Source organism: Pseudomonas helvetica (genome assembly GCF_039908645.1).
Lineage (GTDB): Bacteria > Pseudomonadota > Gammaproteobacteria > Pseudomonadales > Pseudomonadaceae > Aquipseudomonas > Aquipseudomonas helvetica.
In genome coordinates this window covers 3,901,653-3,914,397 of sequence record NZ_CP150917.1, presented here as the reverse complement: position 1 = coordinate 3,914,397, position 12,745 = coordinate 3,901,653, and the positions used below count along the sequence as shown (strand labels likewise).

General features: G+C 56.4%; 13 protein-coding genes and 3 pseudogenes. 7 read left to right on the top strand and 9 right to left on the bottom strand.

Going from position 1 to position 12,745, the window contains the following annotated elements; genetic code table 11:
* Positions 1 to 40: 40 nt before the first annotated feature.
* Entirely contained in the window at positions 41 to 2,710 is a 2,670-nt protein-coding gene (gene aceE / locus AABM55_RS18100; RefSeq protein WP_347927197.1) for a pyruvate dehydrogenase (acetyl-transferring), homodimeric type, read from the bottom strand.
* Between the two features lie 172 nt (positions 2,711 to 2,882).
* On the opposite strand from aceE, the gene AABM55_RS18095 reads away from it, so the two are divergent.
* Positions 2,883 to 3,335 carry a MarR family transcriptional regulator gene (locus tag AABM55_RS18095; protein ID WP_347927196.1) on the top strand — a complete coding sequence of 151 codons (453 nt, stop codon included), beginning with the start codon at positions 2,883 to 2,885 and terminating at the stop codon, positions 3,333 to 3,335.
* 11 nt (positions 3,336 to 3,346) lie between these two features.
* On the opposite strand, the gene AABM55_RS18090 is transcribed toward AABM55_RS18095, so the two are convergent.
* Positions 3,347 to 4,450 (bottom strand): pyruvate dehydrogenase, encoded by a 1,104-nt coding sequence (locus AABM55_RS18090; RefSeq protein WP_347927195.1) that lies wholly within the window; start codon positions 4,448 to 4,450, stop codon positions 3,347 to 3,349.
* A 98-nt stretch (positions 4,451 to 4,548) separates the two neighbouring features.
* Between AABM55_RS18090 and AABM55_RS18085 the strand changes: the two genes are divergently transcribed.
* On the top strand, positions 4,549 to 4,695 hold the full coding sequence (locus AABM55_RS18085; protein WP_347930103.1) for a hypothetical protein: 147 nt from the start codon (positions 4,549 to 4,551) through the stop codon (positions 4,693 to 4,695).
* On the opposite strand, the pseudogene AABM55_RS18080 reads toward AABM55_RS18085, so the two are convergent.
* The 4 genes and pseudogenes from AABM55_RS18080 to AABM55_RS18065 all read right to left on the bottom strand — a co-directional run.
* Positions 4,663 to 4,773 (bottom strand): annotated as a pseudogene (locus AABM55_RS18080) (glutathione S-transferase); the annotation flags it as partial. The gene AABM55_RS18085 and the pseudogene AABM55_RS18080 overlap by 33 nt on opposite strands.
* Positions 4,773 to 6,161: a heavy metal sensor histidine kinase gene (locus tag AABM55_RS18075; RefSeq protein WP_347927194.1), complete on the bottom strand. Its 1,389-nt coding sequence runs from the start codon at positions 6,159 to 6,161 to the stop codon at positions 4,773 to 4,775. The pseudogene AABM55_RS18080 and the gene AABM55_RS18075, both read right to left, overlap by 1 nt.
* Positions 6,158 to 6,829 carry a heavy metal response regulator transcription factor gene (locus AABM55_RS18070; protein WP_347927193.1) on the bottom strand — a complete coding sequence of 224 codons (672 nt, stop codon included), beginning with the start codon at positions 6,827 to 6,829 and terminating at the stop codon, positions 6,158 to 6,160. The genes AABM55_RS18075 and AABM55_RS18070 overlap by 4 nt, the downstream gene beginning before the upstream one ends.
* 143 nt (positions 6,830 to 6,972) lie before the next feature.
* Complete coding sequence (locus AABM55_RS18065; protein ID WP_347927192.1) at positions 6,973 to 7,227, bottom strand: DUF2790 domain-containing protein; 255 nt, start codon at positions 7,225 to 7,227, stop codon at positions 6,973 to 6,975.
* Between the two features lie 185 nt (positions 7,228 to 7,412).
* Here AABM55_RS18065 and AABM55_RS18060 point away from each other — a divergent pair, with 185 nt between their 5' ends.
* Positions 7,413 to 7,727, top strand: a complete 315-nt coding sequence (locus AABM55_RS18060; protein ID WP_054597995.1) for a DUF3303 domain-containing protein — start codon at positions 7,413 to 7,415, stop codon at positions 7,725 to 7,727.
* Positions 7,728 to 7,744: 17 nt separating this feature from the next.
* Here AABM55_RS18060 and AABM55_RS18055 read toward each other — a convergent pair whose 3' ends face one another.
* Positions 7,745 to 8,668: a LysR family transcriptional regulator gene (locus AABM55_RS18055; protein WP_347927191.1), complete on the bottom strand. Its 924-nt coding sequence runs from the start codon at positions 8,666 to 8,668 to the stop codon at positions 7,745 to 7,747.
* 122 nt (positions 8,669 to 8,790) lie between these two features.
* On the opposite strand from AABM55_RS18055, the gene AABM55_RS18050 reads away from it, so the two are divergent.
* Positions 8,791 to 9,231 (top strand): DoxX family protein, encoded by a 441-nt coding sequence (locus tag AABM55_RS18050; RefSeq protein WP_347927190.1) that lies wholly within the window; start codon positions 8,791 to 8,793, stop codon positions 9,229 to 9,231.
* A gap of 206 nt (positions 9,232 to 9,437) precedes the next feature.
* Here the strand turns inward: AABM55_RS18050 and AABM55_RS18045 are convergent.
* Positions 9,438 to 9,808: pseudogene (locus tag AABM55_RS18045) on the bottom strand (response regulator transcription factor).
* A gap of 140 nt (positions 9,809 to 9,948) precedes the next feature.
* On the opposite strand from AABM55_RS18045, the gene AABM55_RS18040 reads away from it, so the two are divergent.
* Entirely contained in the window at positions 9,949 to 11,052 is a 1,104-nt protein-coding gene (locus AABM55_RS18040; RefSeq protein ID WP_347927189.1) for a polyamine ABC transporter substrate-binding protein, read from the top strand.
* 158 nt (positions 11,053 to 11,210) lie between these two features.
* Positions 11,211 to 11,468: a hypothetical protein gene (locus AABM55_RS18035; RefSeq protein ID WP_347927188.1), complete on the top strand. Its 258-nt coding sequence runs from the start codon at positions 11,211 to 11,213 to the stop codon at positions 11,466 to 11,468.
* Positions 11,469 to 11,524: 56 nt separating this feature from the next.
* Here the strand turns inward: AABM55_RS18035 and AABM55_RS18030 are convergent.
* A pseudogene (locus AABM55_RS18030) lies at positions 11,525 to 11,740 on the bottom strand (GNAT family N-acetyltransferase); the annotation flags it as partial.
* 72 nt (positions 11,741 to 11,812) lie between these two features.
* Here AABM55_RS18030 and AABM55_RS18025 point away from each other — a divergent pair.
* Entirely contained in the window at positions 11,813 to 12,682 is an 870-nt protein-coding gene (locus AABM55_RS18025) for a GyrI-like domain-containing protein (protein WP_054597989.1), read from the top strand.
* The last annotated feature ends 63 nt before the right edge of the window (positions 12,683 to 12,745 follow it).

Here is a 12,745-nt window from a genome sequence, read left to right as displayed (position 1 = left end):
TCCTTCCTTAATAATGGGAGGCAGTTACATTGGATAAGACTCAAACTTTCGCTGGGTTCTGCTTCTCCGGGTCAATCCCATAAAGTGCAATCGCCTCAGCCACTTTTTCCCTTGACACACCTCCGTCATCGGCCAGCGCCTTCAAGGCTGCCAACGCGATGAAGTGGCGATCCACTTCGAAGAACCTGCGCAGCGATTCCCGGGTGTCCGACTGGCCGAAACCGTCGGTGCCTAATGCCACGAAGCGCCTCTTTGGCACGAACGGGCGGATCTGGTCGGCGAATATCTTCATGTAATCAGTCGCTACCACCACCGGGCCCTGTTTATCTTGCAGGCAACTTTCAACGTGACCGATACGGGGTGGCTGCTGGGGATGCAGCAAGTTCCAGCGTTCGGCATCCTGTCCATCGCGACGCAGTTCGGTCAGGCTGGTGACGCTCCACACTTCGCTGCTGACACCGAAGTCCTGCTCCAGCAACTGCGCGGCGGCGATGACTTCTTGCAGGATCGAACCACAACCCATCAATTGTACGTGCTTGCCTTCAACAGGCTGCGCCGATGCTGAGAGCCGATACATGCCTTTGAGAATATTCTGCTCGACACCCTCGGGCATGGGCGGATGGGCGTAGTTTTCGTTCAGCAGCGTGATGTAGTAATAAATGTCTTCGTTTTCGACATACATACGCCGCATGCCATCCTGGATGATCACGGCCAGTTCATAGGCGAAAGTCGGGTCGTAGGACACGCAGCACGGTACGGTAGAGGACAGCACATGGCTGTGACCATCGTCATGTTGCAGGCCTTCGCCCATCAGCGTGGTCCTGCCGGACGTGGCGCCCAGCAGGAAACCTCGGGCGCGGGCATCGCCTGCCGCCCAGGCCAGATCGCCGACGCGCTGGAAGCCGAACATCGAATAAAAGATGTAGAAGGGCACCGTCATCACACCGTGTGTACTGTACGAAGTACTCGCTGCGATCCAGGAAGAAATACCGCCGGACTCGTTCAGCCCCTCCTGCATGATCTGGCCATCCCGTGCCTCCTTGTAATAACTCAGTTGTCCGGCGTCCTGAGGTGTATACAACTGGCCGACGTGGGAGTGGATGCCGATCTGGCGGAACAGGCTCTCCATGCCGAAGGTGCGTGATTCGTCTGGGACAATGGGCACAATCAGCTTGCCGATATTCGGGTCCTTGAGCAAAGTGCCGAGGATGCGCACAAACGCCATGGTGGTGGAGATCCCGCGCTCGCCGGTGCCTTTGAGCTGGTTGTCCAAGGCCGACAATGGCGGGATCTGCAACGGTTTCACCGCACTGAAGCGCGCAGGCACGTAACCGCCCAGTTGGGCGCGCCTGGCTTGTAGATAAAGGGCCTCGACACTGTCTGCCGCCGGCTTGAGGTAGGGCATGTCGCCCAATTGATCGTCGGTGAGGTCTAGCCCGAAACGATCACGGAACGCTTTGACCGCGTCCTCGCCCATCTTCTTGAGTTGATGGTTGATGTTCTGGCCTTCGCCTGCTTCGCCCATACCGAAGCCTTTCACCGTTTTCGCCAAAATGACTGTTGGCCCGCCGCTGTGGCGCATGGCGGCGGCGTAGGCGTTGTAGACTTTTTCCGGGTCATGGCCACCGCGTGAGAGCTTCCAGATTTCGTCATCGCTCAGGTCGCTGACCAGTTCCAGCAACTCAGGGTATTTGCCAAAAAAATGCTCACGTACGTAAGCGCCGTTCTGGGATTTGTAGTTTTGATAGTCGCCGTCCACGCATTCCATCATGCGCTGACGCAACAGGCCGCTTTTGTCCTTTTCCAGCAAGGCATCCCAACCGCTGCCCCAGATCACTTTGATGACATTCCAGCCGGCCGCTCGGTACAGGCTTTCAAATTCCTGGATCACCTTGCTGTTGCCGCGCACCGGTCCGTCCAGGCGCTGGAGGTTGCAGTTGACGACAAAAATAATATTGTCGAGCTTCTCCCGACCTGCCAGGGAAATTGCCGCCAGCGATTCCGGCTGGTCCATTTCGCCGTCACCGAGAAACGCCCACACTTTGCGCCCTTGATGTTCTTTCAGACCACGGTCTTCGAGGTAGCGCATGAACCTGGCCTGATACGCGGCGGTGATCGGTCCTAGTCCCATGGACACCGTCGGAAACTGCCAGAAGTCCGGCATGAGCCTTGGGTGCGGATAGGACGAGACACCGTCGCGGTCGGTCTCACGGCGGAAGTTATCCAACTGATCTTCACTCAGTCGTCCCTCCAGATAAGCGCGCCCGTAGATGCCCGGCGAAGAGTGGCCCTGGATATACACCATGTCGCCACCAAACTGCTCGGTACGCCCACGGAAGAAATGCTCGAAGCCGACGTCGTACAGAACGGCCGCCGAGGCATAGGAAGCGATGTGTCCGCCCACGTTCGAATGTTTGCCGGCGCGCAGCACCATGGCCAAGGCGTTCCAGCGGATATACGCATTGATTCGGCGCTCTACCGTCAGGTCGCCGGGGTAGGGCTGCTGACGGTCGACCGAAATGGTGTTGACGTAGGGCGTGGTGACGCGCCCGTAAAAATCACCATGGCGGTTGGCATCGAAATCCAGCATCTGGTCGATCAGATAGTGGGCGCGAGTGCGCCCTTCGACGCTCGCCACCGATTCAATGGATTCGAGCCATTCGAGAGTTTCTTGTGGATCCTCGTCGAGAAACAGGGGTTGTTGTGCCATCGTCGTCTCCTGGACAGTGCTGCAGCACCGAGTCGTTTGGTGCCTAGCTAAGGGGCGTGGGTCGACGCCAACCTTGAATAATATATGTAGTTGCAACTGCAACTACATGCGAGAACTTAGCCTGCTGCACGCTACAATTGCAACTAAATAGATTTCATAAAATGGGTGATGCATGTCTTCAAGCGATCCGGATACCTGGTTCAGATTCGTCAGGGCTCACCGCTGCCTGATCCGGGAAATCGAGCGTCGGCTGGCGGCCGCCGGACTGCCCGCTTACGCGTGGTACGACGCGCTATGGGGCCTGGAAAGCGGCCCTGACGGCACCCGGCGCATGAACGAATTGGCTGACGTGATGGCGATCGAGCGTTACAACCTCACCCGGTTGGTGGACCGTCTGGAGGCCGAAGGCTTGGTTACACGCAGCCGTGCCAGCGATGACGGCCGTGGTGCGTATGCCGCCATTACCGAGAGTGGAAAAGTGCTACGTAAAAAAATGTGGCAAATCTATGAAGGGGCAGTGGATGAGCTGTTTTTGTCGCAATTTGATGACGAGCAACAGCGGTTTTTCAGTGACGCGCTTGAGCGAGCCGCTAGGGCGGCGCGCAACAGTGGGCAAGCGGGTTGACCGCTGTCCGGTCATTGCAGCAGATAGCGCCCGATGGCCTGTTCGACGCGTGTCTGCGCGATAGCACCGTCCTCAGCCAAGGCTCGCAGAGCGAGGACCACAATCCAGCGTTTATCCAACGATTTGCCCGGCGGTGTTTCGGTTGAGTCAGCGCCGAGCGCCACGAATCGTGACCGGATATGCGCACCGATCTGATCGGCGACATGCTGGGCATAACCGGTCACAGCGACCACCGGGCAATCATCGGCGCTCAGGCAGTCGAGCAAATGTGACGACCGCCGCGGCATGTGCGGATGCATCCGGTTCCAGCGTTGTGCCTTGTCTGCATCCCGGGCCAGGCGGGTGTAGCTGGGGCAGCTCCAGAGTTCGCTTTCGACACCCCAGTCATCTCGCAACATCTGCGCCGCTGAGACCACTGACTGCAACGCCAGCCCCGCGCCCAACAAGCGAATCCGAGGTTGCCCGGCATCTGTATCTATCTCGTTGAGCTTGTACATGCCCTTAAGTGCCTGGCTCGCACTGAGTTGGCTGATGGGGGCGATGAAATCATTGGGTTCATCGTGAAGCGCCATGTAATAGAAACCGTCATTACCTTCCACATACAAGCTTTGCAACGCAGCAAGCGCAATGGCGTGCGCTTCGGCACCGCTGGCGGGGTCGAAGGGCAGGCATTGCGGATTGGCGGCCAGCCAGATCGAGACCCAAGGGTGGGCGCCTTTCGGCCAGCGAGAAGGCAGGGTTTCTATGTCATTGCACAGAATGCCCCTGTGGGCGGATTCGTTCGAAAGTGCGCAAAGTTCGGCTGATGTCGCAGAACTGGTCAGGTACAACAGCGGTTTTTCGCTGGCACGGGCTGCTGGGCTAAAACGCAGTGGCCAGGCATTGATATGTGGGTGGCAACTATCGATTTGAGATTGGTTGTTGGATCGGATGACCCAGATATGCCTGGCCGTTCCAGGATCCCTTTCCAGTCGATTGGCGATATCAATCATGGTGTAGAGCGGCGAGGAAAAACCAGCAGTGTATTGCTGTGCCAGGTTTTGTATTTTATCGATGCAGGCCTGAGCGGCAAGAGTGGTCTGTGGTGTCTTATTGAAGCTGGAAAAGCCGATCATATCCTGAAAACTCCGTGCGTTCCGTCGTGCTTGCACCATACTGCACGCCTCAATATGATTGCAAATGCAATGAAATAGCCCTGGAATGGAGTTCCCTCATGAGCGCGTCTTACCCCATCACGTTGTATACGGCCGATACACCGAACGGGCAAAAAATCAGCATATTCCTCAAAGAAGCTGCAATTGACTGTGAAAAGGTGAAGTTCAACGCTGTCTTGATGTTCAGGCGAATGCCTGACCAGTGACATGAAGGCATAACTCCATGACTTGTTGAGATCTGACGCTTGCCAATCAATCCATTGATCCACCCGTGCTTTGGCTCTCACTGTTCCCGTATCGGAAAAAACAGATCGAAACAGGTCACGCCATTCTCACTGGTGACGCTGTAGCGGCCACTGTGCAGTTGCATGATCGTGGCGACGATCGAAAGCCCCAGGCCATTGGACTGGGCCGAGCGCTCGCGTGATGGATCAACGCGGTAGAAACGCTCGAATAGTCTCGGAAGGTGTTCCGCCGGGATGGTGGTTCCGTAGTTGCGCACGCGCAGATTGATGCCGTCCTCGGACGGTGTGGCCTGGATCAACAGTTCGGAATGAGGTGCGCCATATTTGATCGCATTGGCGCACAGGTTTGCCAAGGCGCGGCGTAGCAGCATGGGCTCGGCCCAGATAAGGCCGTCGCCCTCCGCGCGGATGGTCATGTCGACGTCGGCGGCCAGGCCTTCAAAGTAATCGGCTACGCGTTCCAGCTCGTCGGCGGCGCCCAGTTCCTGGCGCTGATCACGAGCGCTACCGGGATCAGTACGAGCAAGGAACAGAATGTTGTCGAGCATGCGTGCCAGGCGTTCGAGTTCTTCGACGTTGGAGGCGAGCAACTGCTGGTAATGCTCCACGCTACGGTTCTTATGCATGGCGACCTGGATTTCGCCCAGCAAGTTGTTGATGGGTGTGCGCAGTTCGTGGGCCATGTCGGTCGAGACCTGGCTCAGTTGCGCAAAACCCTTGGCGAGTCGCTCAAGCATGGTGTTGAAGGAGTCGATCATCGGCAGCAACTCTTTCGGAGCACCTTGGCTGTCGAGTCGCTCTGTCAGGTTGCCGATGCCGATACCGTGGGCTTGTTGCGCCAGGCGCCTGACGGGCAACAAACCGCGGTGAACCAGGGCATATCCAGCCAACGCCAGGACGATCGCCGCGAGGCTGGCGAGGATGTAAACGCTGAGACGATAGCTGGCAAGTACGGCAGTTCGTTCGGTCATCAGGCAGCCAACGGTCAGTTTCAGCTTGCCCGAGTCGATACTTGCGGAGATGGCCGCGAAGGGCGTTCCGTTCACGGCGGGTAGATGCTGTACATCGGTCAGCGACAGGGAATGGTCCATGGTCACGGGAGTGAGGTCGGGAATATCGATATGACGGGGATTGACCAGCAGTAACGGGGCTTCCCCTGGAACGCCAATCGTGAGTATGTATTCGCGATTGCCCAGCATGTTCTGAAACAGCATAGGTTTGGTCTTGATCAGTTCCAGCGTATTGCTGCCATTAAGAAAAGTACGCAGCTGATCGATGCGGTAGACCAGAGTGGACTCGTCGCGTCGGATCAGTTCGCGCTCAAGATCGCGATACAGTGCGACGCCGGTGGTGGCCATCAGGGCGAAGGCCAGCAAGGCGAACACCACGGCCAGGCGCAGGGTGAGGGAGTAATGGCGACGGTTCATGGTTGCGTATCGAAGCGGTAGCCAATGCCCCGCACACTGTGGATCAGCTTCAGCTGGAAAGGGTCGTCGATTTTCAGGCGCAGGCGTCGCACCGCCACGTCGACCACGTTGGTGTCGCTGTCAAAGTTCATGTCCCAGACCCGGGAGGCGATCAGTGAACGCGACAGCACCTGATCCTGATGCGTGGCGAACAGGTGCAACAAGGCAAACTCTTTGTTTGTCAGCGTCACTCGCACGCCGGCGCGGGTGACGCGGCGTTTGATGACATCAATCTGCAGGTCGGCGATCTGCAGTTGCTCTTCTTCCCGGGTTGGACCCCGACGGGTCAAGGTGCGCAGGCGTGCGACCAGTTCGGCGAAAGAAAAGGGTTTGATCAGGTAGTCGTCGGCTCCCAGCTCCAGGCCTTTGATTCGGTCGGCGATGTCATCGCGCGCGGTCAGGAACAGTACCGGCGTATCGGCGTCCTTGCGCAGGCGGCGCAGTACTTCCCAACCGTCCATTTTCGGCATCATCACATCCAGCACGATGACGTCGAAAGGCGTTTCCAGGGCCAGGTATAAACCCTCTACGCCATCGCGGGCCAGGCTGACGGAGTATCCCTGCTCCTGCAGGCCATTGAGTAAGTAATTGCCCGCCTTGGGCTCGTCTTCCACGACAAGGATGTTCATGAGAATGACCTTGGTTCGGTGTCGGCCTTCAACCCAAAAGAACGGGCCTGAACGCCGAGAGCAGGTCGCGCAATTTTAGCCCAATCATCAGGTTTTGTTGCGTATTGCCTGCTCCCGGACAGTCATGTGTATACCGCATTCCATCAGTTTCCGTTGGTGCAACGTCCTTGAACCGAATAGTCCAGCACATGTTCCTGACCCTGATGATCCAGGTAATCGAGACGGGCTGGAGTGACGTCACATTGGTCCGGAATTTCAGTCATAGACAGGACTTTCGCAACGTCCAGGTGGACGAAGAAACCGGTCCTGTCGTGGATCACCGCCGAAGTGTCGTTGGTACCGGCGAAGGCTGAGCCGGTGGCGAGGAGGGTGGCGAGTCCGAGCGTTAACAGTTTCATGGCAGTATCTCCTTGTCTGAAGTGAGCTGCCTGTTGTTTGGCAGTGAGTTCACGGTAACAAGGCAACTCCAACAGCCGACCAACAGCACAATGACAAAGTTGTAATGCAAGGGCGGGTTACTTGAGGCGATTGAAGCGAGAAGTTGCATCGAGAACTATCCTTACCTCTCCAGAGGAGGATGGCGATGAAGTACATGATCAGCTGGTTTGAACGGCCACAAGGTTCGCCTGCGGAGTACGAGAGTGCGCAGAAACGGATCCTGGAGGTGTTCGGTCAATGGAAAGCCCCGGACAATTTCAAGATCGAGGTGTTTGTCGTGCGCGTGGGCGAGTGGGGCGGACACATGCTGGTGGAGTGCGACGATCCGCTGGCGGTTCACAAGGTTTGCTCGACGTTTCCTGCGTTTGAATTCCAGGCGCGCCCGGTGGTTGCCGTCGAGGACGCGGTCCGGGTCGAACTCGAAGCTATCGCCTGGCGCGATGGCCTGAAACCCCAGTGATGCAGATTATCCCGGGGCTATCGAAGATCGGGCGCATCGCCCGCTGAGCTTTGTTGAATGAACCGATCAATCAACCACCTTGCGGCGGGTCCTGGCGGCAGGTCCGTGCGATAGATGGCGTCGAAGGTGTACATCCCGCTTTTGTATTCCGGCATTTTCAGGTGGACGAGTCGGCCAGTATCCAGATCTTCCCGGACCATCGTGATCGGCATGTTCCCCCAGCCAATGCCTTCACGCAGCAACATGTGTTTAGCCCCCAGGTCGGCCAATCTCCAGGTGCGGGTACTGAGGACTGCGAAGTCCTTGTCTTTTGTCAGGAGTGAACGGTCGGACAGCACAAGCTGGATGAACTCACGTCCAGCACCTGGAATATTCGAATCGCTTGAAGCCAGTGGATGATTGGGGGCTGCCACCGGAATCAGCTCGACACTGCCGACTGCAATTCTTTCGATACCATCAATCCCCTCATTCATCGGGCCACTGACGCCGACGGACGCGCCGCCGTTGATCACCAGTTGAGTGACTGCGCCGAGCGCCTCCATATGCAAGTGGAGTGCAACCGTAGGAAATTCCTCTCGAAATGATTTGAGTGCGTCCACCACGCGCTCAGCGGGAAGCATCACATCCAGTACCACATGAACTTCAGCTTCGAGCCCCTGAAGCAGGCCTTTTACTTTGGCGCGTAACCCATGAATGCCATTGGCGATGGTTCTGGCTTCGGCCAGCACGGTGCGGCCGGCATCGGTGAGCTGGGGTTTGCGCGTCGTATGGCGGTCAAACAGCGACACGCCGAGTTGCATCTCAAGATTGGCGATCGAGTAGCTGATGACTGAAGTGGCTCGGTGCAGTTTTCGTGCGGCAGCCGCAAAACTGCCGACCTCGACAACCGTCAGGAACACACGCAGTTGATCGAGAGTGGGAGTGCCTGGGTCTGAGATCATTTCTATTTACTCGAACGTAATCGTCGAAATTAGTCGGCTATTGCGATTGTAGAGTGGGTGGCAGACTTTCTTCAACGCGGTGCTCCAATGGTGGATGCGCCCAACTTGATGGAAGAACGACCATGTCCCAATCTGCAGCGACTACCTCCAAAGATACCCATGAGCTGTCCAGTGCTGTCGCTACCACCGCCACGGCGGCGCTGGTCGGCCGTGTGTTCCTCAGCGCCATCTTCATCCTCTCGGGCATCTCCAAGCTGAGCGCCCCGGCGATGATGATCGGCTACATCGGTTCGGTGGGTTTGCCATTCCCGCAACTCGCTCTGGCGTTGGCCATCATCATCGAGATCGGTGGCGGTATTGCGCTGATCGCTGGCTACCGCACCCGTGCCGTGGCGCTGGTGCTTACGCTGTTCAGCGTGATCACCGCGCTGGCATTCCATAACAGCCTGGGCGACCAGAACCAGTTCATCCACTTCTTCAAGAACATCGCCATGGCGGGTGGCCTGTTGCAGGTCGTCGCATTCGGCGCCGGTCGCTTCAGCCTCGACGCCCGTCGTCACTGAGCCAATGGCGCCGCAGTGGATGAACGCGTGCGGCGCCTCTCAGGTTCATCTTTCGAAATACTCCGAGGATTCACCATGAAAGCCATACGTGTGCATGAATACGGCAACCCGGATGTGCTGTCTTCGGCTTCGTTGTCGAAAACCTGCCGAGTAAGCACCGGGCGAAGGTTTCCTTCTGCCCGATGTCCAGCTTCGAGTCGCTCACTTCAATTTATAGGGGAGGTATCCTGTTTTGGCATAAAGAAACGCGAAAATAGTTCGGATTGTGATTTGATGTTTAATTTGGCGTAAATATTGCGGCGGTGAACTTTTATCGTCTCTGTCGACAGGGAAAGTTTTCCGGCTATCTCTTTGTTGGAGAAGCCACCCAGTAGCAATTTGAGTGCGTCATTTTCGCGTGGTGTTATTTGTTCTTGATTGAAGTGGATGTTGCTGCCAGCGGAAATGCATAGTTATCGATTTGCACGTATTCATTTAATGTGCGAATAAGCGATCTCCAGAACTCTGGACGGTTCAACTGCATGATCAGCGTTCCAATCGATCGGTGCCAGGCCAGGCTGTGAAGGTCGAGTGGCACTTTCTACCCCTTTAGGGTTAGGGATTCGTCGGTCAGGGGTAAGTATTCGTAGGTATTTACTATTCGCTAGTGCCCGGTATATTCACTATTCAGGGCTTGGAATGGCCATGAGGGCACATCGTCTTGACAAGGATAGTTGCATGAGAAAATCACCTTTGCGAAGCATTTTTTCAGCCTCGCTTCTCTGTGTAGGGATCAGCACATCAGTGGCGGCTGTAGAGCCTGGGATGTATCTGTATAACTGGTTTGGGCTTATCGCACCGGAGACCCCAAAGGAGTTTGAGCAGGAAACCGGTACCAGAATGCAGATGGATGCGTTCGACAGTGCCGAAATCATGCAGAGTAAGGTAATGGCTGGGCGCACGGGGTATGACGTGGTTGTGGCTACCTCCGATGTGTTGCCAAGCCTGATCCAGGCGGGAGTCCTTCAGCCCTTGGATCGTAATCAACTGAGCAATTTGTCACATATCGATCCTGAGATCTTGTCCCAGGTCGCGGTCAATGATCCTGGTAATCGCTACGCCGTGCCCTATTTATGGGGCACTACCGGCATTGGCTATGACGTTGATAAAGTCAAAGCGGCATTGGGTGATGATGCTCCGGTGAATAGCTGGGATCTGATCTTCAAAGAAGAAAACATCAGCAAACTCCAGTCGTGTGGTGTGGCAATGCTCGACTCTCCCAGTGAGATCGTTTCGATTGCTTTGCATTACCTTGGGCTCCCCAGCAACAGCAGGAACCCGGATGATTACCAGAAAGCACAAGCCCTGCTGTTAAAAATCCGCCCCTACGTCCTCTATTTCGACTCATCCAGAATCGACGCTGACCTGGCGGATGGCAATATTTGTGCGGTGGTGGGATGGGCTAATGGCGCCCTTGCTGCGCGGGCCATAAACGAGAAGTCCAACACTGGACGCAAGATTGCCTACAGCCTTCCTCGCGAGGGCGCGCTGGTGTGGTCGGAAAATCTGGTTCTGCTAAAAAACGCACCTCACCCGAAGGAAGGGTTGGCGTTTATTAATTATATGTTGCGACCAGAAGTTATTGCCAAGACCTCAAACCACACGCTGTACCCTAACGCTAATAAAGATGCCACTGAGTTTGTCGAGCGGAAGCTGGCAGACAATCCTTGGGTTTACCCGGATCAAAAGACGATTGCTACACTTATTCCACTTGAACCGCTGCCATTGAAGTTGGAGCGTGTCCGCACCCGAGTTTGGAGCAAAGTGAAGACTGGCATTTGATCTGGCTGGGGTGTTGTCTTTACTGAAGAGTTGCTTCTGCTTCCGGCGATAGTCAGCGTTTATTTAAAATGCGGGTCATCACGTAGGGAGCAGGGGCTGCCTTTATCAGTCGACTGACTAAAGGGTTGTCACAGCAGTTCAAGGGAAGGAGAAAAGTCATGCGTCAAGGTGATTGCCAATGCTACGTGGAGTCGGACGAATACAAAGCCTACAAGGAAATTGAGGAACAGATCGCCCATTGCACGCCCGAACAAGCCTGGGCCATGTATTACGTCTCGGCCGGAGTGGTACGTCAAAACATCGCCCAAGCGGTGACGGAGCACATCGCCAGGGGTAACAAGGCACTGCTGGTTGAGTTTCCCGAACTTGCACCGGCTGCTACGGGTCATGTGTTGCCTGCGCGGTCTCTTGACTGACTTGCATCAGCCTTGAAGGCGCCCGTTCTACAAGTGTTGGCCAATCATTCAGTGATCTAAATCGAAAGGCCAAATCGATATTCGTGCTCTGTCCCTTCTTGCCGAGAAGCATGTTCGATCGAGAAGCCACACCGTTTCAGTACTTTTGCCGAGCCGATATTGCCTGCGTATACGTTGGCAACCAATTGTTTAAGGTTCCAATGCAGCTGCGCCTGCTGGATCAGATGCTTCACCGCCAGCGTTGCCAGCTCCTGGCCACAAGCGCTTTGAGCAAACGCGGCTAGGCGCGTTCATGCCGGCATGGTCGATCCTGTGCCTACCGTACTTCCCGGAGCCTTTATCCAGTGTCTGACATGCCGACCAACGCCGCCTACGCGAAACGCTTCAACGCCGTACTCGCCTACATTGACGCCAACCTCGAAGGTGTCCTTTCGGTGAAGACATTGAGCCGTGTGGCGAACTTTTCGGAATTTCACTTCCATCGGCAATTCACCGCGTTCGTGGGCGTACCGGTCTCACGTTATGTGCAACTGATGCGGCTACGACGCGCGGCGCATTGCCTGGCCTCCCTTGCGGATCATTCGGTGCTGGACGCCGCACTCGGTGCCGGCTTTGAAAGTCCCGAGGCATTCTCCAGGGCGTTCAGGCGGGCGTTCGGTATGACGCCGAGTGCATTCAGGAAGCAACCGAACTGGCAGGTCTGGGGTGCGGTGTTTGCAATTCCTCATTTTTCCAGGAGCATCATCATGCAGGTACGAATCGTGGAGTTTTCCGAAGTCAGGGTCGCAGCGCTTGAGCACTGCGGGCCAACCGGGCTCATCGATGAGAGCGTGCGCAAGTTCATCGAGTGGCGTACGCAGAGCGGACAGTCGCCGGTGGCATCGAGTCGCACCTTTGGCATTCCCTATGGCAACCCCGATACGACACCGCCGGAAGAATTCCGCTTCGCCATGTGCGGCGAGATTCACGAGGCAGTGGCGCCGAATGAGTTTGGCGTGCGCGAACTCGTCATTCCTGGCGGCCGCTGCGTGGTGGTGCGACACGTGGGCTCGACGGATCATATCGGCGAAACGATCTATCCGATCTACCGCGACTGGCTGCCTGCCAGCGGTGAGGAGCTTCGTGACCATCCGCTGTACTTCGATTACCTGAGCGTCTATCCCGAGACACCGCACGATCAGTGGCAGACCGATATTTATATTCCGTTGCAATAGCGGTTGTGGCGCACGTTGCTTTCGACCCGGTGCTGTCGCTGGGCTATTGAGTGAGCGGCGGAG